Genomic DNA, 23,225 nt, shown 5'->3' on the forward strand with positions numbered 1-23,225 from the left:
TTTTGTAGTGTTTCAATAGTAATAACATGACAGGAATGCTAGAGACGAGCAAGTCTGATGATTCCGCAAATGTGTTTCATCTTTTCATCGCTAGAAGTATTGTCTTGAATTTTATCACGAACGTTCGATAAACGAAACTCGCACGACTCAAAATCGACACATTCTACATCTGTAGGAATAACTTACTTGCAATCGGGTATACTATCCTATAGTATATGTTCAGGTGAACGTGTAATCATTGTTTTTTCGTCATGGTCAATAATTGAAGTTTTTTTATTTTACAGGTAGTAAGAGAAAGGGATGACAGAGATGGATTGGCAGTTACTATTACAGTATGCCTGGGTCGTACTCGTCTTGATCGCGCTTGAAGGATTACTTTCAGCGGATAATGCACTCGTACTCGCGGTCATGGTCAAGCACTTACCAGGAGAACAACAAAAGAAAGCACTTTTTTATGGACTAGCTGGAGCGTTCGTCTTACGATTCGCGGCATTGTTCGCGATTTCGTTCCTCGTCGATATTTGGCAAATCCAAGCACTTGGAGCGGCGTACTTGCTCATCATGGGACTACGGCATATTTATAAGACCGTTAAAGCCAGAAAGCTCGGTGAGAACCATGGGGCTGAAAATGAGCTAGATGAAGAACCGAAGTCGGAAGAGCCAGTTTCAAAAGGTGAATTCTGGCGGACAGTTGCGAAGATTGAATTTGCAGACTTAGCGTTTGCTGTCGATTCGATTCTTGCAGCAGTAGCACTTGCCGTTGCCCTTCCAAACTGGGGATCAGGCGAAATCGGTGGTTTGAACACAGGTCACTTCATCGTCATCTTAACAGGTGGTTTGATGGGTGTCGTCTTGATGCGTTTCGCAGCACGTGTCTTTGTTAAATTACTCGCAGAGCGCCCAGGTCTTGAGACAGCAGCGTTTGCGATTGTTGCCTGGGTTGGTGTGAAGCTAGCCGTTCTTGCGCTCGAACACCCGAAATACCACGCATCAATCGAAGGAACAATCTTTGAAGCCTTAAAACTTCCTGAAGGATTTGCCCACAGTACACCGTGGCAGGCTTTCTTCTGGACAGTCATGGTCGGTCTTGCTCTTTGGGGTTGGTTCTCTTCACCAAAAACGAAACCAAATCCAGATGCTGAAAAGAAAGTTGATCAAAACTTATAAGAAATGGAAACGATCCGTCGATGACGGGTCGTTTTTTTGTGTTAGGTTTTCTTAAACAATGGGAATAAAACACAAGGTTAAGTACTTGAGTCGAGCTTTCATCTTTTTCTTTCCGATCGACCGGCATATAATAAATAGACTGAACAATAAAGGGGATTCGTTAGTATGGATATTGGATTAATTACACAGTATGCGACCGTCGGGCTCGTACTGATCATTTTGCAAGGATTACTATCCGCCGACAATGCGATGGTCATGGCGGTCCTCGTCCGACCGTTACCAGACGATCAACGTAAAAAGGCGCTTTTCTATGGTCTCGTCGGAGCACTCGTCTTACGTTTCGTGGCAATCTTCTTTGCCTCGTACTTAGCGACGATTTGGGAGCTTCAGGCACTCGGAGCAATTTATCTCTTTTATGTCGCGTTTAAAGGAATCGTCGAGGCACGATCGAATAAACACCAAGTACCGGACACGATTGCCTCACAAAAAGCCTCACCGAACTTTTGGTGGACGGTCGTTAAAGTCGAGTTCTCTGATTTAGCGTTTGCGGTCGACTCGACGCTTGCTGCTGTCGCCATGGCGACGACACTACCGATGATTGGTGGAACGATCGGTGGTCTGAATACAGGACAATTCTGGGTCGTCTTCTTCAGTGGGATCATCGGTCTCGTCATCATGCGTTACTTCGCGAGCTGGTTCGTCGTCTTGCTCCAAAAGCGACCAGGCATCGAAGAAGCTGCCTTTTGGCTTGTTGCATGGGTTGGTGTAAAACTGGTCGTCATGACACTCGCGCATCCGTCAATCGACGTCTTGCCGCATGAGTTTCCAGAGAGTACACTATGGCAAACGATCTTCTGGGTCGTACTTGCCCTGATTTTAATCATCGGTTGGTTCCGTAGCGGAAGTAGTTCAACCAAATCAGCAAAATAATACAATGGCGGGCAGGGTACTCTCTGTCCGTCTTTCGTTAGGAGAGATTTCATGCAAAACGGTAATTTCATTCGAATGCTGACACGGATGCAAAACGTTCCACGGTGGGATGAATATGCACCACGTTTTCCGGACAACGCAGCCAGTCACAGCTTTCGTGTTGCCTTATTCAGTTTGATGGCAAGCTATTTAGAAGAAGCAGACGGGCAAACACCAGTCGATCGCCTGACATTGCTCGGAAAAGCTCTATTCCATGATATGAACGAAGTCATCACTGGACCAATTAAACACCGGACAAAAAAAGAGCCAACGTTACATGCACACATTCAGGCAATGGAACAACAAGCAAGTGAACAGCTCGTTGCCTTACTCTCAAAGTCGCTTCAACCAGCGTTTACGACATACCTCGTACATGCAGAAGATGAATCACCGGAAGGACGGATCGTCGAAGCCATCGATACGTTCGATGCGATGTTGTACGCACGAAGGGAAGCACGGATGACAGAGTCCGTCTTTTTCGAACAAAAGGCAGCGGAATTACAGGCTGTTCTAGAACGACACCCACTCGTTTCGATCCGTCGCTTGACACAGTCGGTCATGGAAGAGGACGAGATGTCTCATTTCATTGAAAACGTCTTGATGATGGATACGATTCGGCGCTGGAAAGGACGTTTCAACACGATTGATGATAACGACGCGACACATGCGTTTCGAGCAGCCTCGCTTGGTATCTTCAATGGTCTGATTGAATCAGAGAAGTACGGCGTCACGATCGACATCGAAGAAGTCGTCTCGCGTCTCTTGTGTCATGATCTCGTTGAAGGAACGACGGGAGATGTTCTTGGACCTGTCAAACATGCGACACCGGTCACAGCAGCAGCCTTCGAAGCTTACGAACGGGCAGAAGGAGAGACGTTGATCAATAATCTACCGAAAGAAATCCGAGCACCGTTCCGTCGGTTCGTCGTGGAAGCAAAAGACGAGACATACGAAGGACAGATGGTCGATGTGATCGATAAACTCGACGCATTGATTAAAATGAACATGGAACGGAAGTTGAACGGGGTCGAGTATGAGACCGGTTACCGCGCACAACTCAAAAAGGTTCAGATGACATATGAAAATCCATCGGTCGTCTTTTTCCTCGCTTATGTCTTGCATGATTTGGATTACGTGACGTCATGACGAAAGAAACCATGACCCCACGCCGCTTAACGTTGATCTTGATCCTCGGTTCGCTTGCTGCACTCGGACCGCTCTCGATCGACATGTATCTACCTGCTTTTCCAGATATGTCACGCTCGTTTGATGCGAGTGCATCACTGATCCAATTAAGTTTGACGGCTTGTATGCTCGGAATGGCGCTCGGACAATTGATTGTTGGTCCGCTGAGTGACGTTCGCGGACGTAAACGACCGCTGATGGTTGCTCTGCTCGCATATCTGCTCGCTTCTCTCGCCTGTGCGATGGCACCGACGATCGAAGTGTTGATCGCGCTTCGATTCATCCAAGGGGCAGCTGGAGCGTCAGGAATCGTCATTTCCCGGGCAATCGTTCGTGACTTGTTTGACGGACCTGAATTGACGCGGTTTTTTGCTGCCTTGTCACTCGTCAACGGAACGGCACCGATTCTCGCACCCGTCATCGGGGGACAGTTGCTTCGGTTCGGTGACTGGCATTTCGTCTTCTACTTGCTTGCGATTTTAAGCACAATGATGTTACTTGCCGTCGCACTCCGTTTACCGGAAACGCTCCCGCTTGATAGACGTGTCGAAGGAAACCTGACGACGACGTTGAAGACGTTCGGACGCTTGTTGACGGATCGCGTCTTCATCGGCTATGCGTTCGCGCAAGCATTCGTCATGGGCGCGATGTTTGCCTACATCTCGGGTTCACCATTCGTCTTACAAAATATTTATGGCGCTTCGCCGCAACAGTTCAGTTTTTTGTTCGGTTTAAACGGAATCGGAATTATCTTAGCAGCACAAATCGCCGGTCGTCTTGCGGGTCGTGTCGATTCAGAGCGGCTGATGCGAATCAGTTTGACGATCGTTGCGAGTGCGAGCATCTTATTGTTCCTCGCCTTGACGTTAACGAATCAGCTGATCTTCGTTATGATTCCACTATTCTTCGTCGTTTCAAGCGTCGGTTTGATCTCGACGCTCGGTTTTACCTTAGCGATGCAAAATTACGGAGCAACGGCAGGCAGTGCCTCGGCTCTTTTAGGGCTCTTGCCGATGCTCGTCGGTTCGCTCGTGTCACCACTCGTCGGGATCATGGGAGAACAATCGGCTGTTCCGATGGGACTGATCATCATGACCTTAGATTGCCTGGCGCTCATTCTCTATTATGGTCTGATTGTTCGTCGACCGAATCGTTCATAAACGCTAATTATTCAAAAACGTTTGTCCTCTGTATGGGATGAACGTTTTTTTCTTTTAATGAAAGGAAAAGAATTGGAATTCATTTTGAAACATTTTCTAAAAAAAAAGCGTAGAAGAGAAAGAAAGCCAGTACTTCAGAAAGGAGTGGAGCGATGAAACAGGAGTTGCAGCGTGAACGAGAGCCGTCGATTGAGGCAAGATTAGCACGTCATTTTGCCGCACAGAAAAAATACTTACGTCGTCAAGAAGAGGCAATCGATCAACGAGACAAAGAAGTGGCTCGTTTATTGTTTGAGGAAAACCGGGCTGCTTATCAAAGGGCTTACCACGAACTGTATGGCTCACATCCTTACATCGAGGTGAACGAAGATGGACGTTAGTACACTTTATTTATATGCGTTAGCGGCCGCTGCTTGTGGTGTGTTTGTGTCCATCCTATTCTCAGACGTCATTCCAGGCGTCGATCAAATCTTTCATCCCACGTTGATCTTATCTTTTGTCATCATCACGTCAGCCATCGGATTCGGACTCGAACAGCTCAGTCCGCTGCGTTCGATGTTGATTTTAATCATCAGCAGTGTGATTGCGTTATTAGTGACGACGCTGATGCACATCTTTTTATTCGTTCCGATGGCACAAGCTGAACAGTCGCTTGGATTTTCGGAACAGATGCTAGAAGGTCGCAGCGCAACCGTCATCGTGCCGATTCCGACTGAAGGATATGGTGAAATCTTACTTGATGACGTCTCAGGGCGCGTATCAAAGTCAGCCGTTCTGTTTGAAGGACCTGCCTTACCACAAGGCACGAAGGTGCTTGTCATTGAGATCAAACAAGGCGTCGCGTCTGTCGTGACGTACCCCCAACAATGGAAAAAGGAGATGTTTACATGAATCCAGTGTTAATCGTATCGATCGTCGCGGTCGCGTTGATCGTTGCCTTAATCGTCTTATTCATCACGAAGTACCGAACGGTCGGTCCGGAAGAAGCGTTGATCGTATCGGGTAGTTATCTCGGAGGACGCAACGTCAATACGGATGAGTCCGGTAACCGGGTAAAAATTATTCGAGGTGGCGGAACATTCGTGTTACCTGTCTTCCAACAGGCGACACCGCTGAGTTTGTTATCGAGTAAACTCGAAGTCACGACACCTGAAGTCTATACGGAGCAAGGTGTACCGGTCATGGCAGACGGTACAGCGATCATCAAGATCGGTAGCTCGATTTCTGAGATTGCGACGGCAGCGGAGCAGTTCCTCGGAAAATCAAAGGAGGAGCGAGAAGGCGAAGCACGTGAAGTCCTTGAAGGACACTTGCGTTCGATTCTCGGGTCGATGACCGTCGAAGAAATTTATAAGAACCGTGATAAGTTCTCACAAGAAGTCCAGCGGGTCGCGTCTCAAGACCTGGCGAAGATGGGACTCGTCATCGTTTCCTTTACGATCAAAGACGTCCGTGACAAGAACGGATACTTAGAATCACTCGGGAAACCGCGGATTGCACAGGTTCGCCGTGATGCGGACATCGCAACGGCAGACGCGGAAAAAGAGACACGCATCAAACGGGCGGAAGCTTCAAAAGATGCGAAAAAAGCAGAACTCGAACGTGCGACAGAAATCGCTGAAGCGGAAAAAGAAAATCAGTTGAAGATGGCAGATTACCGCCGTGAACAAGATATCGCGAAGGCGAAAGCCGACCAAGCGTATGATCTTGAGAATGCACGCGCGCAACAAGAAGTCACCGAGCAACAGATGCAAATCAAAATCATCGAGCGTCAAAAGCAAATCGAGCTCGAAGAACGCGAAATCCTCCGTCGTGAGAAACAATATGATGCGGAAGTCAAAAAACGCGCCGATGCCGATCGTTACTCGATTGAGCAAGCTGCCCAAGCGGACCGTGCGAAGCAATATGCGGAAGCAGATGCAACGAAATACCGGATCGAAGCATCGGCAAAAGCGGATGCAGAACGAATTCGACTGGATGGTCTTGCAAAAGCGGATGCGGAGCGGGCACAAGGGGAAACGGAAGCGGAGATCATTCGTCTGAAAGGTCTTGCGGAAGCAGAAGCAAAAGAAAAAATCGCGCAGGCGTTCGAACAATTCGGGCAAGCGGCGATTCTCGATATGGTCATTCGGATGATGCCAGAGTATGCGAGAGAGATTGCAGCACCACTCGGCAACATCGATAAAATCACAGTCGTTGATACAGGTAGTGGTGAAGGTGGCGGTGCGAACCGTGTCACCGGTTACGCAACGGATTTGATGGCGTCGCTGCAAGAAACATTAAAGGCGTCGTCAGGATTAGATGTCAAAGAGTTGATCGAGAACTTCTCCGGTAAAGGAACAGCAAAACCGTTGACGGTCAACTTGAATTCCCATGATGCGGTGGCAGCGTCGAAAACAGAAGACTGATATAATAACTAGGCACTCGTAGAAGTAGTTTCTGAAAGGATATCTCATCATGGATAGTTTAGCTCTACTGCAAGAGCGTTGGATGCTGTTGCTTCCGTTCCTCGTCGTCTTCTTTATCAACGTCGGGTTATTGACTGCCCTTCTTAAGAAGCGACGTGATTTACCGAAACTGTTAGTCTTCGGAATGGGTGGGATGGCGATCGTGTTCATCGTCTCCTCGCTTGGATTAAGCATGGCACTGCTGTTCTTCGGATACAATTCATAAAAAACGGAGCTGACTCAAAAGTCAGTCTCTACAAAGATAGGGGTGGCAGAATGATGATCTGCCACCCCTATCTCGTAATAAAAAGAATGACTCGTCACACGCAACTCCTACAGGAAAAAGCGCATTTATGCGCTGTCAGAGACAAACAAGATCCGCTTTCCTGCTTGAATGAAGCAGGAAAGCGGATCTTGTGTCTCGCCTGAGGAAAGGGCGTGAACAGACGAATCATTCTTTTTTTGAGTCAGCCTCGTTTAATGAAGTAAGAATAAATGCCGTTAACGTGGAAGGTCATACCCAATGACGACGAGTCCCGGTCCTGTATGTGAACCGATCGCTGCGCCGGCGATCGTCAAGATGACTTCGCTTGGTGAAAACTGTGCTTCAATCAATTGTTTTAATTGTTCTGCGCGTTCGATCGAATCCCCATGACCAATCATGATTCGATGTCCGTCAATCGCAGGGCGTGCTTCTTCCATCCACTCGACGATCCGGTTCATGACTTTTTTCTGACCACGGATCTTCTCTTTTGGGATCAACTTCCCGTCTTCGACTGTCAATAGTGGCAAGATCGATAAGAGACCACCAATGAAGGCGCTAGCTCGCGAAACACGTCCACCGCGCATCAAATATTCGAGTGATTCGACTGTAAACAGATGACGAATCGTATTTACCTTGGCTTCAGCATAAGCCACTGTTTCTTCAAACGAATGCGTTTGTGCGTATTCTGCGACGTCGAGAACGAACAATCCTTGTCCTGTCGAAGCGGTTTTCGTATCGAGTACGAGATAAGGAACGTTCGGATATTTTTCGGCGAGTTCCTCCGCGAGCATCTTCGCGGTTTGATACGTTCCCGATAATTCGCTCGAGAAAGCGAGGTAGAGGAAGGGATCCCCTTGTTCGAAGTGACGCGTGAACACCTCGACCATCCGGCTGACTTCTACCTGGAATGTCTTCGGTGCTGCACCGTCACGCATCTTATCATACAGTTGTTTCGGAGATATCGATTCTCCATCGAAGAACGTGTCTTCGTCGATCAATACGCCGAACGGCATGACCGTAAAAGCATAAGCATCTAACATGTCTTTTGGTGCATCAGCACCACTGTCTGTGATCAATCGGATCATCACGTTCTCTCCTTTCTTAACCTAGGGCTTTTTCGTTTCGATCAAGCATTCGACTCAAGTTGACACCGAACCGCTCGTTCTCGAGTTCTGTCAAAGTCGCTGGTGTCAAATCAGCGCCGAGCGCAAGTAACGCTTCATACGCACGACGTAAGCATTCCTCGACCGTCAATGAGATGCCGAGTAGTTCTTCGAGGGAAGCCATCGTTTCCGGAACGACAGTCGGATAGACGAATTTCGTCGTCTCACCTTGAAGCGCTGCCGCGTAAAAGTCACGGACTAAAGCGGCGCGTTGACTTCCGCTTCCATTGACACAAAGATAGATTTGAACGGCAACTCCTCCACGAACACGACGCTGGGAGATACCAGCGAATTTTTTACCGGCAATCGATAAGTCATAAGAACCGGGACAATACGATCCGACGACTTCACCAGCGACGATCGCGTCCGTTTCTTGTGCGAACATGCGGCGAACGAGCGCAAGCATCGCTTCATAACCGCTGTCGATATCAATCCCACCGCGTTCCGGTAAGACGAGTGAAATATTCAAGACACCGGCGTCGAGGACGACGGCAAGACCACCTGAGTTACGAACGACGGGCGAGAAACCATGTTCATGCAGAACGGCTACACCGTCAGCAAGATGAGGAAGACGGGCATCCTGGATGCCGAGGACGACGGTTTCGTGGTGAATCCAAGAGCGGAGTGCGGCTCCTTCTGTTGCAACGGAGGCACATAATGTGTCGTCCATCGCAAACGATTGTGTCGCATGGAAAGCAGTTCCGAGTGACGTTTGATCAAAAATACGATAATGTTCTTGTTTTAAGAGTTCGATTCCCATAGGCTCGTTCCTTTATTGTAGATTTGCGACATCATTATAGCACAGGGTGTGTAAAGTTTCTGTGCGAAGCGCCGCGCGAGACAGGAATCCTTGGAAACAAAACCGAACAACAACGACATAGACTCGATTTAAAGGAGAGAAACATATGTATCAATCATTAGGACAATTAAAGGAAACGAAGGTCTTCAAAGATCCTGTTCATCGCTATATCTATGTCAGTGATCAGTTAATTTGGCAACTGATCGGTACACGTGAATTTCAGCGACTACGCCGGATCAAGCAACTGGGAACATCATTTTTGACGTTTCATGGAGCAGAGCACACACGGTTCCATCATTCGCTCGGTGTCTATGAAATCACGCGCCAACTGATCGATGTCTTCAACGGTCGTGCCGATTGGGACGATCAGTACCGGGAGTTGACGCTGGCTGCGGCACTCTTACACGATGTCGGACACGGTCCGTTTTCGCACGCATTCGAGAACGTCTTCGGTGTTAACCACGAGACGTGGACAGAGCGGATCATCCTCGGGGATACGGAAATCAAGAAAGTCCTCGACCAAGTCGGAGACGGATTTGCGGAAGAAGTAGCGTCGATCATCAACAAGACGCATCCGAATCAACTGCTCGTCACGATGATCAGCTCACAACTTGACGTCGACCGGATGGATTACTTATTACGCGATGCGCACTTTGCCGGTGTCAGCTACGGAAAATTCGATCTCGAGCGGATGCTTCGGGTATTGCGTCCTGCCCATAATCAGATGGTTGTCAAACAATCAGGGATGCATTCGATCGAAGACTACATCATGCGAAGGTATCAGATGTATTGGCAAGTCTACCTGCATCCGGTAACACGGTCGAGTGATTACCTATTAAAGGCTATTCTTGAGCGGGCGCAGGAGTTGTACCTGTCCGCATATCCGTTTGCGATTGCACCGATTCATTTGATGCCGCTATTTGATCAGAAGATGGAGTTGCGTGATTTCCTTGGGCTCGATGAGACGATCGTCTACTTTTACTTTCAGCAGTGGGCGAACGAGCAGGATCCAATCCTTGCTGATCTCTCGAGGCGATTCGTTGACCGAAAGTTGTTCAAGTATGTCGATTATCCGGCTGAAAAGCGTGAACTCGTCCACGATAAGTTGTGTGAGTTGTTTGAAGCAATCGGCTTGAATCCGACGTATTATCTGCTTGAAGATAAACTCAGTCGTCTTCCTTACGATTTATATGGAGATAACGGTGAAATTAGTAAGCAACCGATCATGTTACAGATGAAGGATGGGCAGATGAAAGAGATTTCGCAAGTTTCACCACTCGTTCAAGCCATCGCGACGTCACGCCAGACGGATGAGAAGCTGTTCTTCCCGCAAGAAATTTTGCACGACTTGCGCGAACATGCGAATGAGAAGATGCAGATCGACCAGTTATTGATTGGTAGTGTGACATCATGATATCGTCCGCTGTCCTTACGAAAATCTTGCAACAGCTTGGACAGGAGGGAGGAGAGGTCGAAGTCTTAAAAGGCGCGACATCCTCCCTTGTTTTTCGGGTCGGTGAGGGAATTCTTCGTGTCCATACGAATCAAGACTGGCTACATGAGGAGCCGGATCTTGTCTTGCACGAGGTGTTTGCGTTACAAGCAGCAGGTGACTTAGCACCAGATGTGTTGGACTATCAAACTGATGTTAGAGACGAAGTACCGCCGTGGTTATATATGACGCGTTCACCGGGAGAGATCCGGCTTGATCAGGTGGATGAGCAGTATGTCGAACGATTGGCACAGATGCTCGCGGCAATCCATGCGCTACCGGTACCAGAATCTCGATACGTCTATCAGCCGTATGCGACGGAACGTCACGTTCCGACGTGGACGCAGCATCCGGAGAGATGGCGTCAGCTACTGGCGGTCGAACCGGACGAAAGTCAAACGATCCGATTCATTCATCGGGATTTTCATCCGGTCAATGTGTTATACGAAATGAATGGAACGTGCCATACGATTGATTGGATTAATGCGTGTGTAGGTCCCATTGAAGTCGACCTTGCGCATTGTCGTTTGAATCTTGCCTTGCTTGAATCCATTGAGATGGCGGATCATTTTTTAAAAAGTTACCTCAAACAGACGAAACGTTCTTACGATCACGCGTGGGATATTCGGGCTGTTTTTGATTTTGGACCTGAAACGATCGACGTCTATCCGGGGTGGAAAGCATATGGAAGGCAAAACCTTAGTCAGGACAATGTTCGGGAACGCTTGGAAAAGTTTGTCTTGAAAGTCTATGAAAATAACGAAAGCGGTTACTAAATGAACTTTTCCTCTTGTAGTTCTTCGAAATATTGATTATTCTATTACTTGGAAAGAGATTAAACGTCAGACATCGTACGAATGTACAACTGATAAACAACTAATAGATAGAGGGGTACTTCATGAAATATCTTATCGCACTACTCGGACTGGCTATCGTTTTCGGCTTGGCACTCCTTGTCAGCAGTAACCGTAAAGGCATCAAATTGAAACCGCTTGCGGTCATGCTAGTTCTTCAGCTCGTACTTGGGTTCATTTTACTCAATACATCGTTCGGATATATCGTCATTCGTGGCGTCGCGAAAGTCTTTGAAAAACTGCTTAGTTATGCGGCAATCGGAATTGATTTCGTCTTCGGTGGTTTAGCGAACGAAGGCGCACAACCATTCTTCATCAATGTTTTGCTCCCGATCGTCTTCATCTCTGCTTTGATCGGGATTCTACAATTCACGAAGATTTTACCACTCTTAATGCGCGGTATCGGTTTCGTCCTATCAAAAGTCAACGGTATGGGACGTCTTGAGTCTTACAACGCGGTTGCTTCAGCTGCAATCGGACAATCAGAAGTATTCATCACAGTTAAAAAACAAATCGGTCAATTACCAGCAAACCGTCTCTACACATTGTGTGCGTCAGCGATGTCGACGGTTTCGATGTCGATCGTCGGTGCATACATGACGATGGTAGAACCGAAATATGTCGTTACAGCAATCGTATTGAACTTGTTCGGTGGTTTCATGATCGTCTCGATCATCAACCCATACACGGTTGATCCGGAAGAAGATATTCTTGAAATCGTCGAAGAAAAACAAACGTTCTTCGAAATGCTCGGCGAATACATCATGGATGGATTCAAAGTCGCAATCATCGTTGGTGCGATGTTGATCGGTTATAACGCCTTGATCGGTATGGTCAACGATATCTTCTTGATGGTTCTAAACATCTCGTTCCAAGAAATCCTCGGATACATCTTTGCACCGTTCGCTTTCATCATGGGTATTCCATGGGCGGAAGCTGTCAGTGCCGGTAGTGTCATGGCAACGAAATTGATCACGAACGAATTCGTTGCGATGTTGAGCCTTCCAGAATACTCAAAAGAATTCTCGGAACGCACACTCGGAATCGTTTCTGTCTTCTTGATCTCGTTTGCGAACTTCTCGTCAATCGGAATCATCGCTGGTGCGGTTAAAGGATTGAACGACCGCCAAGGAAGCGTTGCGGCTAGTTTTGGTCTGAAGTTACTCTACGGCGCAACACTCGTCAGTGTCTTGACGGCAATCGTCGTCAGCGTCTTGCTTTAAGAGATACACTTATAAAAGAGCAATGGATCATTGATCCATTGCTCTTTTTGTCTGTCATTTAGTCGTACCGTGCGACGCAATCCCGACACGGACGCGATGATGGGTTCCGTCACGGTAGACTTCAACGGCGAACTGCGCGACGTTTTCCCGGGGAATCGGTCCTGTCGGTGCAGTGAAGCGTGTCGCCTCGATCAACAGGTCGTCAGCAGCAAGTGCTTTGTCTTCCGTCAGTTGTGTTGGGCAGATGACGGTGAAGTCGACGTCTGCATCCTTTAAGGTCAAATAAGCTTTCAAGTGATCCTCTGCTGCAATCGTCGAGCGTCGACGGGACTCACTCGATTGGAAACGATACTTTCCTGGTTCTTCTGATGCATCGAGAATGCCTGCTGTACCGATGAAGACGATCCGTTCGATACCTACGTCCTTCATCTTCGTGACGAGATGTGGAATCGCTGTCGAGAGTACCTGCTGTTGATCGGTACCGAGACAACTGAAGACAGCGGTACTTCCTGCGAGTGCTTGTTCGAGATCATCTGGATTTGTCGCATCTCCCGTCAGGATATGAAGGCGATCATGGACGGGTAAGCCCGGTGACGTGGAACGTACGAGTGCACGAACGTCGTAGCCATCTTCTAATAATCGATCAATCAAAGGTCGACCCGTTCGACCGGTCGCACCAAGTACAGTAACAGTAGTCATAAGAATTCCTCCTTAGAGATCAAGTAGATGGGAAAAAGAGACGCACGGTAACGACCGGACGTCTCTTGTTGTTTATTTATCCGCGAACATGACGCCAGTTTGACCGTAATCTGTTTTTTCCATCTCTTCGATGAAGACCGTGATGTTTTCTTTAGGAGCATTCGTCGTTTCCGACACCGCTTCCGTGACTTTTTCAATCAAAGCGCGTTTTTGTTCGACTGTACGACCCGATAACATTTTAACCGTAACATATGGCATGACTTCATTTCCCCCTCTAGCATGATGACGATACGCCATCAGTATAGCGCATTCGATAGGGGATTCGTCAATTCGAACATCGTTTTCGAAAAAGAAGGGTATAAGGTAGGAGCTATTCTTGTCGGAAGCGAAGGTAGTCATACACATACGACAGAAAAGGAGAGACATATGGACGCAATCATACGGAAGAAGATTCATACGTTACTGATTTTTGATCGGGCGTTACCGGAAGATACGAATTATCCGTTGTCTGGTGCTAAAGGACTCGAAGTCGCAGATATCGTCTTTGAACAGAACATTCCATTCGGACGACTCGTAACGGATAAAGAACTCGCTCAACTGCTGAATCAAAAAGAAGCAAAGCGATACGGGATGTTGACGTTGCTTGAAGACGATGTACGTTTCAAACCGTTGTTTCAAAATCGAAAACCGACGGCTGACATGGAAGAAGAGGTCGAGGCGAAGGTACGCGAACTCGCGCATCAGTTACGTGCGATTCGGTCGCGGTGTTCTTCGCTGGAACGTCTCTTCTTGTTCGGTCGTGCGGCGCAAACCCTGTTTGACCGCGCTTTGCTTCATCTTGAAGAGGTCAATCCTCCGGCACATGAGGAAATTGCGTCCATGACGTGTTATCGTCTCCCGACGATTCGCCGAGCATCAGAGGAACAATTACAGTTACTTCGTTATGAGTGACTGGTTGCAGACACCTCGGAATACGGTATGATAGAAGCAACAGGATTAAAAGGGGACAAAACACGATGGAAAAAAAGATTAACTTTAATATCATTTCAGATAACTCTACAGACGGTCACGGAGGATTTGGTGTCGGGACACTTAGCTTAAATAGTATGTCACCCGTCATCATTTCTCCTGAAGACGGTGAAGCTTACATCGACATGGGTGCGATGCACGCGAAAGCAGCAATCGAGAAACGCGTCAAGTTCACGACGGATAAAGCCGATACGCCGAATGGCAAACTGTACTGGATCGTCTGGGTGACGGTCGGTCGTAAGCCAGAAGGATTCTATTACGGCGGTGTGGCTGCGTGCGATCTGCTAGTCGATGCGGAAGCGCGTCGCGGATTCAAGATTCTTGCTGATCACGTCAATAAGATGGATAAATCCCTTAAAGGACGAATTGTCGTCGATCATATGGATGAGCGTTCAAAAGAATTGTTACGTGATTTCTTGCAGACACATAAACCTGAGATGTGGGAAAATGCTGACGCTGCTTTACATGAAGCGTTGGTCTAAACAAAAGAACGTGTGCCGCGGCACACGTTCTTTTTTCATGGTCGTTTCAGCGTCAAGACGACGAGTTCTGGATGATTGAACAGACGAAACGGAAACAGGCTGTTTCCGAGACCACGACTGACGATCAGTTCGGTCTGCTGTTCCTGATAGCGACCTGCCGTCACGGTTGGAAAGAATCCTTGACCAGGCGCATACAGACCTTCCGTAAACGGCAGGCGGATCTGTCCGCCGTGGGCGTGACCGGATAAGACGAGATCAACGGAACGCTCGGCATACAAGGATTTATATTCCGGACGATGCGCAAGCAAAAGTCGAAACGCATCAGGTGATACGTCTTGCAATGCTTGATCGAGACTTTGACGAATTCCATCCGGTTCTGATAGCCCTTCGCGCCACCGTGTCGTCGTCGGGTCATCGATACCGATCAGCGAAATTGATTGACCTTGGTATTCGATGACACGTGATTGATTTCGGAGAACGGTGACACCCAGTTGCTCAAGCTTTGGCAAAATCGTTAGATTGAGCCGAACCTCATGATTCCCGGTGACGAAGTAGACCGGGTATCGATCAACGAGCGCTTTCATGAGTGTAAGGGCAGCTTCTTCACCGTTTCGCCTCGAGTCAATCAAATCGCCAGTCATGACGACGAGATCCGGCTTTTCGCGATCAATTTTCTTCAGTAGTCGTTCTTGTTCATTCCCGAACGCCTTGCCATGTAAATCTGCTACTTGGACGACACGATAACCATCAAATGCTTCCGGTAAGCGATTTGACGTAACCGTCACCTGTGAGACATCAATGATGTTATTTTCACGATATAAAAACCAGCTTCCTAATGCGAGGACGCTGAGGGATACTAACCAGCGTGTACGTTTTCGCATGAGCCACCTCATTTCTTTCTACTTTGCATAATTCAGGATAACAAAAAAGACCTCCTTCCGTATGCGACGGAAGGAGGAATTCAAAACGATTTAGGCATCTTGTTTTAAGTCTGTGACTTCTTTTTGCGCATCGGGTTCTTCCGATAAATCTTTGAACAGGGCGATGACCATCATTCCGACGACGAAGATGAACGGGAAGGCGGCTAGAACAGCTGCTGCCTGTAGGGCACTCAATCCTCCGGCATAAAGTAAGACGGCGGCGATTGAAGACTGGATGATACCCCAAGCAAGCTTGATGCGTAAGCTTGGCATGAGACTACCACCAGACGATAGCATACCGAGAACATATGTCGCGGAGTCAGCCGAAGTAATGAAGAACGTCGTAATCAAGAAGACAGCGACGATGCTAAGGAACGTGCCTAAGCCACCGAATGTTTCAAATAGAGCAAACATACCGGTTTCGACTCCTTTATCGTTGACCGTCGAGATCAGATCGACATTTTGGAACAATTCGTTCCAAATCGCTGATCCACCGAAGACAGAGAACCAAAGGAGACCAAAGATCGTTGGGACGAGCATAATCCCGATGACGAACTCACGAATCGTCCGTCCTTTCGAGACACGGGCGATGAACGTACCGACGAATGGTGACCAGGAAATCCACCATGCCCAGTAGAAGATCGTCCAATCGTTGATCCAGCCTCGTTCGTCTGGATTAAAGGCAGATGCCCGGAAACTCATGACCGGTAAGTTTTGCAAATAAGCACCTGTTGTTTGCACGAAGAGGTCCATGATGAAACTGAACGGTCCGAGGAACAGGACGCCGATCATCAACAGAACGGCGAGGACGATGTTGGCGTTACTGAGACGAACGATTCCTTTATCGAGTCCGGATGCCGCACTCATCATGTAAAGGACAGACACAACGACAATGATGATCATTTGTGTCAGGAAGGAGTTAGGAATACTACTCGTTAGGAAGTTCAATCCACCTGAGATTTGTTGTGCACCGAGACCGAGCGACGTCGCGACACCAAATGCTGTTGCGACGATGGCGAGTACTTCGACGGTACCTTTACCGGCAGAAGCATACCGAGGCTTCATCAATGAAGCGACAGTGTCACCAATCGTAGCTGGACGTCCTTTTCGGAATGTCGAGTAAGCGATAGCAAGCGCGACGATCGCGTATAATGCCCAAGGATGTAATCCCCAGTGGAAGAATGAATAGCGCATCGCGAGGCGTGCTGCTTCCGTTGGATCATCTGTTGCGACTGGCGGTGTATGAAAGTGCGTCAATGGCTCTGAGACACCCCAGAAGACAAGCCCGATTCCCATACCAGCACTGAAGAGCATAGCAAACCAAGAAATGAGACCATATTCAGGACGGTCCGAATCCTTACCGAGTCGAATCGAACCGAAGCGGGAAAAGATTAAAAAGATAGCAATGATTAAAAAAGCACTCATGCCGAGAAGATATAGCCAGCCAAATCCGTTAGAAACAAAGGATTGTGCTTTAGCTGTGACATTTCCGAGACTAGCTGCACCGATTAGGGATTCCGGTAAGATTCCCCATATGGTAAAGAGCACACAGAAAATGACGGATACCATAAAGACTTTTGTGATCTTACTTTTTCGATTATTTTCCATCGTGTTCAACACCTTCTTTCGAATTTTACATAGTTGTTCTGTATCAAATGATGGCAACGACATTATCATTACCCCGTCGATCCGATAACAAAACCTAATCACGCAGGGTACTACCGTAACAAACATTTGTGTGGAAAAGCAAATCGACCGGGAAATGAGAATAAAGAGATCAATGTTTTTCATGGAAGGATAAGCAAAAAAGATTGCAATCAAGCGTTTTTAAAATAATGTGGAAATAAAAAAAGGAAAACGTTAATACTATTATTTCCCGTTTCGTCTTAAAACTAACGTAAAGCTTGATGTGAGCAAATCAGAGGCGGTCTGAAATCAGATTTGATATAACAAAAGCAGTCATCATTTTGAAGGAGGCATTTCCAATGGAAAAACAACAACAAAAACAAGCGATTCTCGAAGCATTTCAATCTCGTCATGCGACCAAGACATTTAATGGTCAAATGATCCCAGAAGACGATTTTCGGTTCATTTTAGAAACGGCGCGTCTGTCACCGAGCTCGTTCGGATATGAGCCATGGAATATGCTCGTCATTCAAAATCCAGAAATCCGAGACGCATTAAAAGAAATCTCTTGGGGCGCACAAGGACAATTGCCGACAGCGAGTCACTTCGTCTTGTTCCTCGCCCGGACAGGAGAACAAATGCAGGCAAATGGTCCACATGTCACGCAGATGATGGATTTCCTTGGTCTATCCGAAGAAGCAAAGGCCGGACGGACGAAGCGTTATGGTCTGTTTTTAGAGGAGGATTTCGCGATTGGTGATAACCCAAAAGCGATGGAAGACTGGGCAGCAAAACAAGCCTATATCGCACTCGGAAACATGATGTCGACGGCAGCACAAATCGGTATCGATTCATGTCCAATCGAAGGATTCGACCAGCAAGCCGTCGAGCAATTACTCGTCGATCGTGGACTGCTCGATCGTTCTGTTTTCACGGTGCCGGTCATGGTCGCATTCGGTTACCGGGCAGACGAACCAAAACGTGATAAGCAACGTCGTCCACTTGATGAAATCGTGACGTTCGTCGAGTAAAGACAGAAGACAAAAATTTTCGAATTATATAGAAGTTTCTTTCGAAATTCGGTATACTCGCATTTGTATGATTAAGAAGCGCCGTAAACGCCACTCGCATACGAACAACTTTTGTCTTGATGAAAGAAAGGGGTTCTATCGCAAATGGAACAAAAATTAAAGTTATGGTTCACGGAACACCAAACGGAAGATTACGGTATCACATTCCGTGTCAACCACGTTTATGAGAGCGAACAAACGGAGTTTCAACGCCTAGAGATGGTTGAAACGGACGAGTTCGGTACGATGTTGTTACTTGACGGAATGGTCATGACGACAGATAAGGACGAGTTCGTTTACCACGAGATGGTCGCGCACGTCCCGTTGTTCACACACCCGAATCCAAAATCGGTTCTGGTCGTTGGTGGAGGAGACGGCGGAGTCATCCGTGAAGTCTTGAAACACCCGTCCGTCGAAAAAGCTGTTTTAGTTGAAATCGACGGAAAAGTCATCGAGTATTCGAAAAAATACCTCCCGAACATTGCAGGTGGATTGGACGATGCACGCGTCGAAGTCATCGTTGGGGATGGATTCATGCATATCGCAGAAGCAGAAAACGAGTATGATGTCATCATGGTCGACTCGACTGAACCAGTTGGTCCAGCGGTCAACTTGTTCACGAAAGGCTTCTACTCTGGTATTTCAAAAGCATTGAAAGAAGACGGTATTTTCGTCGCACAATCGGATAACCCATGGTTCACACCAGACTTGATCCGTGATGTCCAACGTGATGTTAAAGAAATCTTCCCAATCACGAAGCTCTACATCGCTAACGTTCCGACGTACCCAAGTGGTCTTTGGACGTTCACGATCGGATCAAAGAAACACGATCCGCTTGCTGTTGCACCAGAGCGTTTCCACGAGATCGACACGAAGTATTACACGCCTGAGCTTCACACGGCAGCTTTCGCACTTCCGAAATTCGTTAAAGATTTGACGAACGGCTGAGCTCAGTCACTATAGCACACATGAACAGAGCGGTTTCGATCTTCGAAATCGCTCTGTTGTCAGGTAAACAGACGTTTGTATCAGCAAACGGCAAATGAACAGGGGGAATGGATCATGCGTTTTGATGAAGCATATTCAGGAAAAGTCTTTATCGCTAGTCAACCGACTCACGAAGATGCAAAAGGAATTTTATACGGCATGCCGATGGACTGGACGGTCAGTTTCCGTCCGGGTTCACGATTTGGTCCGGCACGTATCCGTGAAGTATCTCTTGGTTTAGAAGAATATAGCCCGTACTTAGATGGTGACATCGCCGACGCGAAGTTGTTTGACGCGGGAGATATCCCGTTACCATTCGGGAATGCTCAAAAATCACTTGATATGATTGAAGATTACGTCGATTCGTTACTGACAGCAGGCAAGTTCCCGCTCGGTATGGGTGGCGAACATTTAGTCACGTGGCCAGTCGTCAAAGCGTTCGATAAACACTACGATGATTTCGTCGTGCTTCACTTTGATGCGCATACGGACTTACGCGATGAGTATGAAGGAGAGCCATTGTCGCACTCGACGCCACTTAAGAAAATCGCAAACTTGATCGGACCAGAGAACTGCTATTCATTCGGAATTCGTTCAGGTATGAAAGAAGAGTTCGAATGGGCGAAAACGTCAGGCTACAACCTCTTCAAATACGAGATCGTCGAGCCGCTTCGTCAAGTTCTTCCGACACTTTCCGGTAAAAAGGTCTATGTCACGATCGATATCGATGTTCTCGATCCGTCAGCAGCACCAGGGACAGGTACACAAGAAATCGGTGGAGTGACAACGAAGGAACTACTTGAAGTCGTTCATATGATCGCACGAGCAGACGTCGACGTCATCGGCGCGGATTTGGTAGAAGTATGCCCAGCGTACGATCAATCCGACATGACAGCGATCGCGGCAGCGAAAGTATTACGCGAAATGATGATTGGATTCATTAAATGAAAAAGCAAAAGAGACCGGACGTGATGTCGGTCTCTTTTGTTTTGTTTAGAGGAAGAATTGAATGATCCCGAACGCACCGAATCCGATGATTAGACTGGCAGACGTCCACTGGATGATACGTAAAGTGGGTGTCGCAAGCTGGTGCTTGAGCAGGTGTGTGATGTTCGCCAAGATGACCCACCAAGTGGCAGAACCGAGAAAAATACCGATTAGAAACAAAAAGGCATCCTGTCCGTTCGTCATCGTCAATTTAAATCGTGCGAACAACGCCAGGAATAGCGTGATCGTCATGGGGTTCAAGAACGTCAGGGGTAAGACGGATAGATAGTTACTTAACCGTGACGAGACTGTATCGGAAATTGAGGCGGTCGAAGAAGCTTGAAACATCGACCAGCCGATGTAACACAAAAACAGACTGCCGATCAGTTGCATCCAGGATGCTTGGGTGAGTAAAGATTGGACGAGTGAAAAACCAGATAAGGCAAGCAATCCATAAGTAAAGTCTGCCGTTGCGGCTCCGAGTCCGGAAACAATTCCGGAAATTCGTCCATGTCGAAGAGTTCGTTGCATGCATAAGAGGCCAATCGGACCGACGGGGGCGGCTAAGGCAAACCCGATTCCAAAACCAGTCGTAAACATCAGTCGACCTCGGGTAACGGAAAATGAAGCGACTCCTTTTCCGTTCGCATGATGATCGTCGTTTTCGTCCGCAGGATACCTGCTAATTCTTTGATGTGGTAGGTGATGATTTCATCAAGTTGTTCTGTATCCCGACAACGGATTTTAAGTAGGTAATCATCGTCCCCGGCGACGTGATGGCATTCCAGTACATACTCAAGTTCTTGAATCCGTTTTAGAAATGGCGCTCGATGTTCCGGTCGCTCGAGTGAAACAGCGACGAATGCAGCAAGACGATAGTCAAAGGAGGAGGGGTCTAGAACCGTCGTCAACTGACGGATGATACCTTGCTCTTGTAAGCGTGCGACGCGCTCTGCAACAGCCGGTGCCGATAAGCCGATGTGTTGTGCAAGTGTTGACCATTTCATCCGGGCATCCCTTTTCAAAAAAGTAATAATTTTTAAATCGTAGGAATCCATAGGTTTTAACCTTCTTTTCTATTGTTATTTAAGATATTTTATTTCGAAAAGAAAGAAAAAGTCAACGTGTTTGTAGAACAAGTTCATAGCACACTGAAATCTTTACACATTTACGGCAGTATCTTAAGTTTAAGATGTCACCACGAAGGAAATGTTCTGAAGTGTAAGAACATTGGTTTGAGAGCGATGTACATTTGACAATCAGAAAGGTGGAAAAAAGATGAAGAAACTCTTATCGTTTGTGACCGCTACGTTGCTGTTTGCACTATTCGTGCTACCAGTAGGCGCAGCGGATGACGCAATGGTTCGTGTCATTCATGCTTCACCAGATGCTCCGGCAGTCGATATCGCGGTCGATGGCAAAAAAGCGGTATCAGGAGCAAAATTCAAAGATGTCACAGATTATCTCACACTACCAGCTGGCGAACATAAAGTAGAAGTATTCGCTGCAGGAACTACGAAAGATCCTGTGCTCTCTCAAACACTCAACGTAGAAGCTGGTAAATTCTATTCGGTCGCAGCAATCGGCAAATTAGCTGATATCAAACTCGCGGTCATGGAAGACAATGGTAAAGGCGAAGATGGAAAATCAATGGTTCGTGTCGCACACTTTGCACCAGATGCGCCAGCTGTTGATGTCGCACCAAAAGGTGGAGACCCACTCTTCAGTAACCTTGAATTCTCAAAAGTCTCTGACTACGGTACACTCGATGCAGGTACGTATGACCTTGAAGTCCGTCCTGCAGGCGCAACGGATGTCGTCAAAGCACTGGATGGTGTCAAACTCGACAGTGGCAAAAACTATACAGCACTCGCAATCGGCTTACTTGAAGGCGAACCAGCATTTGAAGTCCTCTTGATCCCAGACGGTGGTGAAATGGCATCAATGCCAGAAACAGGACTTGGTGGTTCATCTGATACGGCTTCTGCTACACCATGGGCAGTCGCAGCAGCAGCTGCCTTGTTAGTAGGAACAGCGTATGTCGTCCGTCGTAAACAAAACGCTTAAGAGTAGTCTTCTTCTCTTACTCGTATTAGCCGGATGTCAATCGGGATCACCTCCAGATGCTACAAAGCCGGAAAAACCAAAACAAACCGAAACAACGACGTCTTCTTCGTCCACGCCATCCGAAAAGGTGGACGAAGAGGCGTTCATACCAACGCGTATTACAATTCCGACGCTCGATGTGAAAGCGAACATCGAAGTCGTCGGGAAGGATAAACAAGGACGGATGGATGTTCCGAAACAGACCGATCAGGTCGCTTGGTATAAATACGGAGCAAAGGCCGGACAAACCGGAAATGTCGTGCTAGCCGGACATTTGGATGATCAAGAAGGTCCCGCTGTTTTTTATGATTTAGCCAAGATGAAAAAAGGGCAACGGATTGAAGTGACGGGAAAAACAGGACAACAGGTATCGTACGTGGTGACGAACGTCATGTCCTATCCTGTCGATGAAGCACCTGTCGGATCAATCTTCGGTGCAACCGTCATGAATAAACTGACGCTCATTTCATGTATAGGTACGTTTTCAGAATCAAAAGGATACGATCAGCGTCTTGTCGTCACAGCAGAACAAGACGAGTAAAGTAAAATAGGCAATTCTTATTTCGGTTAAAACCGAGAATAAGAATTGCCTATT

At 47.4% G+C, this 23,225-nt stretch carries 26 protein-coding genes; 18 read left to right on the plus strand and 8 right to left on the minus strand.

The window, feature by feature from the left end; all coding sequences use genetic code 11:
- The first annotated feature begins 309 nt into the window (after positions 1–309).
- The 8 genes from ASF99_RS15705 to ASF99_RS15740 all read left to right on the plus strand — a co-directional run bounded on the left by ASF99_RS15705 (position 310) and on the right by ASF99_RS15740 (position 7,154).
- On the plus strand, positions 310–1,167 hold the full coding sequence (locus ASF99_RS15705; RefSeq protein WP_035399265.1) for a TerC family protein: 858 nt from the start codon (positions 310–312) through the stop codon (positions 1,165–1,167).
- Positions 1,168–1,332: 165 nt separating this feature from the next.
- Positions 1,333–2,097 (plus strand): TerC family protein, encoded by a 765-nt coding sequence (locus tag ASF99_RS15710; protein ID WP_029343196.1) that lies wholly within the window; start codon positions 1,333–1,335, stop codon positions 2,095–2,097.
- 51 nt (positions 2,098–2,148) lie between these two features.
- Complete coding sequence (locus tag ASF99_RS15715) at positions 2,149–3,282, plus strand: YfbR-like 5'-deoxynucleotidase (RefSeq protein ID WP_023466777.1); 1,134 nt, start codon at positions 2,149–2,151, stop codon at positions 3,280–3,282.
- Positions 3,279–4,481, plus strand: coding sequence for a multidrug effflux MFS transporter (locus tag ASF99_RS15720; RefSeq protein WP_035399180.1), 1,203 nt, complete (start codon positions 3,279–3,281; stop codon positions 4,479–4,481). Before ASF99_RS15715 ends, ASF99_RS15720 begins: the two co-directional genes overlap by 4 nt.
- Before the next feature lie 152 nt (positions 4,482–4,633).
- Positions 4,634–4,861 (plus strand): hypothetical protein, encoded by a 228-nt coding sequence (locus ASF99_RS15725; RefSeq protein ID WP_035399178.1) that lies wholly within the window; start codon positions 4,634–4,636, stop codon positions 4,859–4,861.
- Positions 4,851–5,372 carry an NfeD family protein gene (locus ASF99_RS15730; RefSeq protein ID WP_055969938.1) on the plus strand — a complete coding sequence of 174 codons (522 nt, stop codon included), beginning with the start codon at positions 4,851–4,853 and terminating at the stop codon, positions 5,370–5,372. Before ASF99_RS15725 ends, ASF99_RS15730 begins: the two co-directional genes overlap by 11 nt.
- On the plus strand, positions 5,369–6,889 hold the full coding sequence (locus ASF99_RS15735; protein WP_055969941.1) for a flotillin family protein: 1,521 nt from the start codon (positions 5,369–5,371) through the stop codon (positions 6,887–6,889). The genes ASF99_RS15730 and ASF99_RS15735 overlap by 4 nt, the downstream gene beginning before the upstream one ends.
- A gap of 49 nt (positions 6,890–6,938) precedes the next feature.
- Positions 6,939–7,154 (plus strand): hypothetical protein, encoded by a 216-nt coding sequence (locus ASF99_RS15740; protein WP_055969942.1) that lies wholly within the window; start codon positions 6,939–6,941, stop codon positions 7,152–7,154.
- A 275-nt stretch (positions 7,155–7,429) separates the two neighbouring features.
- On the opposite strand, the gene ASF99_RS15745 is transcribed toward ASF99_RS15740, so the two are convergent.
- Positions 7,430–8,278: a DegV family protein gene (locus ASF99_RS15745; RefSeq protein ID WP_035399175.1), complete on the minus strand. Its 849-nt coding sequence runs from the start codon at positions 8,276–8,278 to the stop codon at positions 7,430–7,432.
- 16 nt (positions 8,279–8,294) lie between these two features.
- Positions 8,295–9,116 (minus strand): lipoate--protein ligase family protein, encoded by an 822-nt coding sequence (locus ASF99_RS15750; protein WP_050677301.1) that lies wholly within the window; start codon positions 9,114–9,116, stop codon positions 8,295–8,297.
- A 145-nt stretch (positions 9,117–9,261) separates the two neighbouring features.
- On the opposite strand from ASF99_RS15750, the gene ASF99_RS15755 reads away from it, so the two are divergent.
- From ASF99_RS15755 to ASF99_RS15765, 3 genes are all read left to right on the plus strand, one after another.
- Positions 9,262–10,569 carry an HD domain-containing protein gene (locus tag ASF99_RS15755; RefSeq protein WP_023466787.1) on the plus strand — a complete coding sequence of 436 codons (1,308 nt, stop codon included), beginning with the start codon at positions 9,262–9,264 and terminating at the stop codon, positions 10,567–10,569.
- A complete protein-coding gene (locus tag ASF99_RS15760) occupies positions 10,566–11,423 on the plus strand; it encodes a phosphotransferase family protein (protein ID WP_035399171.1) in 858 nt (285 codons plus the stop codon). Before ASF99_RS15755 ends, ASF99_RS15760 begins: the two co-directional genes overlap by 4 nt.
- A 122-nt stretch (positions 11,424–11,545) precedes the next feature.
- A complete protein-coding gene (locus ASF99_RS15765) occupies positions 11,546–12,724 on the plus strand; it encodes a NupC/NupG family nucleoside CNT transporter (protein ID WP_023466789.1) in 1,179 nt (392 codons plus the stop codon).
- A 54-nt stretch (positions 12,725–12,778) separates the two neighbouring features.
- On the opposite strand, the gene ASF99_RS15770 is transcribed toward ASF99_RS15765, so the two are convergent.
- Together ASF99_RS15770 and ASF99_RS15775 are read right to left on the minus strand one after the other, a co-directional pair.
- A complete protein-coding gene (locus tag ASF99_RS15770; protein ID WP_055969945.1) occupies positions 12,779–13,423 on the minus strand; it encodes an NAD(P)-dependent oxidoreductase in 645 nt (214 codons plus the stop codon).
- 72 nt (positions 13,424–13,495) lie between these two features.
- The gene (locus ASF99_RS15775) at positions 13,496–13,681 is read right to left on the minus strand and encodes a 2-hydroxymuconate tautomerase (RefSeq protein ID WP_055969948.1); all 186 of its coding nucleotides are present in this window, start codon (positions 13,679–13,681) and stop codon (positions 13,496–13,498) included.
- A 168-nt stretch (positions 13,682–13,849) separates the two neighbouring features.
- Here ASF99_RS15775 and ASF99_RS15780 point away from each other — a divergent pair, with 168 nt between their 5' ends.
- Together ASF99_RS15780 and ASF99_RS15785 are read left to right on the plus strand one after the other, a co-directional pair.
- Positions 13,850–14,374 (plus strand): hypothetical protein, encoded by a 525-nt coding sequence (locus ASF99_RS15780; protein ID WP_023466793.1) that lies wholly within the window; start codon positions 13,850–13,852, stop codon positions 14,372–14,374.
- A gap of 65 nt (positions 14,375–14,439) precedes the next feature.
- Positions 14,440–14,934: a YwhD family protein gene (locus ASF99_RS15785; RefSeq protein WP_023466794.1), complete on the plus strand. Its 495-nt coding sequence runs from the start codon at positions 14,440–14,442 to the stop codon at positions 14,932–14,934.
- A gap of 35 nt (positions 14,935–14,969) precedes the next feature.
- On the opposite strand, the gene ASF99_RS15790 is transcribed toward ASF99_RS15785, so the two are convergent.
- Positions 14,970–15,815: a metallophosphoesterase gene (locus tag ASF99_RS15790; protein WP_023466795.1), complete on the minus strand. Its 846-nt coding sequence runs from the start codon at positions 15,813–15,815 to the stop codon at positions 14,970–14,972.
- Between the two features lie 90 nt (positions 15,816–15,905).
- Positions 15,906–17,462 (minus strand): BCCT family transporter, encoded by a 1,557-nt coding sequence (locus ASF99_RS15795; RefSeq protein WP_035399263.1) that lies wholly within the window; start codon positions 17,460–17,462, stop codon positions 15,906–15,908.
- A gap of 377 nt (positions 17,463–17,839) precedes the next feature.
- Here ASF99_RS15795 and ASF99_RS15800 point away from each other — a divergent pair, with 377 nt between their 5' ends.
- From ASF99_RS15800 to speB, 3 genes are all read left to right on the plus strand, one after another.
- Positions 17,840–18,511, plus strand: coding sequence for an NAD(P)H-dependent oxidoreductase (locus tag ASF99_RS15800; RefSeq protein ID WP_035399166.1), 672 nt, complete (start codon positions 17,840–17,842; stop codon positions 18,509–18,511).
- Between the two features lie 144 nt (positions 18,512–18,655).
- Positions 18,656–19,498, plus strand: coding sequence for a polyamine aminopropyltransferase (gene speE / locus ASF99_RS15805; RefSeq protein WP_023466799.1), 843 nt, complete (start codon positions 18,656–18,658; stop codon positions 19,496–19,498).
- Positions 19,499–19,612: 114 nt separating this feature from the next.
- Complete coding sequence (gene speB / locus ASF99_RS15810) at positions 19,613–20,485, plus strand: agmatinase (protein ID WP_053452449.1); 873 nt, start codon at positions 19,613–19,615, stop codon at positions 20,483–20,485.
- A gap of 45 nt (positions 20,486–20,530) precedes the next feature.
- Here speB and ASF99_RS15815 read toward each other — a convergent pair whose 3' ends face one another.
- Entirely contained in the window at positions 20,531–21,124 is a 594-nt protein-coding gene (locus tag ASF99_RS15815; RefSeq protein ID WP_055969952.1) for a LysE family translocator, read from the minus strand.
- A complete protein-coding gene (locus ASF99_RS15820; RefSeq protein ID WP_023466803.1) occupies positions 21,124–21,582 on the minus strand; it encodes an Lrp/AsnC family transcriptional regulator in 459 nt (152 codons plus the stop codon). The genes ASF99_RS15815 and ASF99_RS15820 overlap by 1 nt, the downstream gene beginning before the upstream one ends.
- A gap of 220 nt (positions 21,583–21,802) precedes the next feature.
- Here ASF99_RS15820 and ASF99_RS15825 point away from each other — a divergent pair, with 220 nt between their 5' ends.
- The gene (locus ASF99_RS15825; protein WP_023466804.1) at positions 21,803–22,591 is read left to right on the plus strand and encodes a DUF4397 domain-containing protein; all 789 of its coding nucleotides are present in this window, start codon (positions 21,803–21,805) and stop codon (positions 22,589–22,591) included.
- On the plus strand, positions 22,563–23,171 hold the full coding sequence (locus ASF99_RS15830; RefSeq protein WP_035399163.1) for a class F sortase: 609 nt from the start codon (positions 22,563–22,565) through the stop codon (positions 23,169–23,171). Before ASF99_RS15825 ends, ASF99_RS15830 begins: the two co-directional genes overlap by 29 nt.
- Positions 23,172–23,225 lie beyond the last annotated feature (54 nt).

The organism is Exiguobacterium sp. Leaf187 (assembly GCF_001423925.1).
Classification (GTDB): Bacteria; Bacillota; Bacilli; order Exiguobacteriales; family Exiguobacteriaceae; genus Exiguobacterium_A; species Exiguobacterium_A indicum.

Coding starts and splice junctions, on each gene's coding strand:
- speB (WP_053452449.1), top strand. CDS start 19,613: ATGCGTTTTGATGAAGCATATTCAGGAAAAGTCTTTATCGCTAGTCAA.
- ASF99_RS15815 (WP_055969952.1), bottom strand. CDS start 21,124: ATGTTTACGACTGGTTTTGGAATCGGGTTTGCCTTAGCCGCCCCCGTC.
- ASF99_RS15730 (WP_055969938.1), top strand. CDS start 4,851: ATGGACGTTAGTACACTTTATTTATATGCGTTAGCGGCCGCTGCTTGT.
- ASF99_RS15705 (WP_035399265.1), top strand. CDS start 310: ATGGATTGGCAGTTACTATTACAGTATGCCTGGGTCGTACTCGTCTTG.
- ASF99_RS15725 (WP_035399178.1), top strand. CDS start 4,634: ATGAAACAGGAGTTGCAGCGTGAACGAGAGCCGTCGATTGAGGCAAGA.
- ASF99_RS15770 (WP_055969945.1), bottom strand. CDS start 13,423: ATGACTACTGTTACTGTACTTGGTGCGACCGGTCGAACGGGTCGACCT.
- ASF99_RS15785 (WP_023466794.1), top strand. CDS start 14,440: ATGGAAAAAAAGATTAACTTTAATATCATTTCAGATAACTCTACAGAC.
- ASF99_RS15830 (WP_035399163.1), top strand. CDS start 22,563: ATGTCGTCCGTCGTAAACAAAACGCTTAAGAGTAGTCTTCTTCTCTTA.
- ASF99_RS15755 (WP_023466787.1), top strand. CDS start 9,262: ATGTATCAATCATTAGGACAATTAAAGGAAACGAAGGTCTTCAAAGAT.
- ASF99_RS15710 (WP_029343196.1), top strand. CDS start 1,333: ATGGATATTGGATTAATTACACAGTATGCGACCGTCGGGCTCGTACTG.
- speE (WP_023466799.1), top strand. CDS start 18,656: ATGGAACAAAAATTAAAGTTATGGTTCACGGAACACCAAACGGAAGAT.
- ASF99_RS15790 (WP_023466795.1), bottom strand. CDS start 15,815: ATGCGAAAACGTACACGCTGGTTAGTATCCCTCAGCGTCCTCGCATTA.
- ASF99_RS15760 (WP_035399171.1), top strand. CDS start 10,566: ATGATATCGTCCGCTGTCCTTACGAAAATCTTGCAACAGCTTGGACAG.
- ASF99_RS15735 (WP_055969941.1), top strand. CDS start 5,369: ATGAATCCAGTGTTAATCGTATCGATCGTCGCGGTCGCGTTGATCGTT.
- ASF99_RS15800 (WP_035399166.1), top strand. CDS start 17,840: ATGGAAAAACAACAACAAAAACAAGCGATTCTCGAAGCATTTCAATCT.
- ASF99_RS15740 (WP_055969942.1), top strand. CDS start 6,939: ATGGATAGTTTAGCTCTACTGCAAGAGCGTTGGATGCTGTTGCTTCCG.
- ASF99_RS15745 (WP_035399175.1), bottom strand. CDS start 8,278: ATGATCCGATTGATCACAGACAGTGGTGCTGATGCACCAAAAGACATG.
- ASF99_RS15795 (WP_035399263.1), bottom strand. CDS start 17,462: ATGGAAAATAATCGAAAAAGTAAGATCACAAAAGTCTTTATGGTATCC.
- ASF99_RS15750 (WP_050677301.1), bottom strand. CDS start 9,116: ATGGGAATCGAACTCTTAAAACAAGAACATTATCGTATTTTTGATCAA.
- ASF99_RS15780 (WP_023466793.1), top strand. CDS start 13,850: ATGGACGCAATCATACGGAAGAAGATTCATACGTTACTGATTTTTGAT.
- ASF99_RS15820 (WP_023466803.1), bottom strand. CDS start 21,582: ATGGATTCCTACGATTTAAAAATTATTACTTTTTTGAAAAGGGATGCC.
- ASF99_RS15825 (WP_023466804.1), top strand. CDS start 21,803: ATGAAGAAACTCTTATCGTTTGTGACCGCTACGTTGCTGTTTGCACTA.
- ASF99_RS15775 (WP_055969948.1), bottom strand. CDS start 13,681: ATGCCATATGTTACGGTTAAAATGTTATCGGGTCGTACAGTCGAACAA.
- ASF99_RS15765 (WP_023466789.1), top strand. CDS start 11,546: ATGAAATATCTTATCGCACTACTCGGACTGGCTATCGTTTTCGGCTTG.
- ASF99_RS15715 (WP_023466777.1), top strand. CDS start 2,149: ATGCAAAACGGTAATTTCATTCGAATGCTGACACGGATGCAAAACGTT.
- ASF99_RS15720 (WP_035399180.1), top strand. CDS start 3,279: ATGACGAAAGAAACCATGACCCCACGCCGCTTAACGTTGATCTTGATC.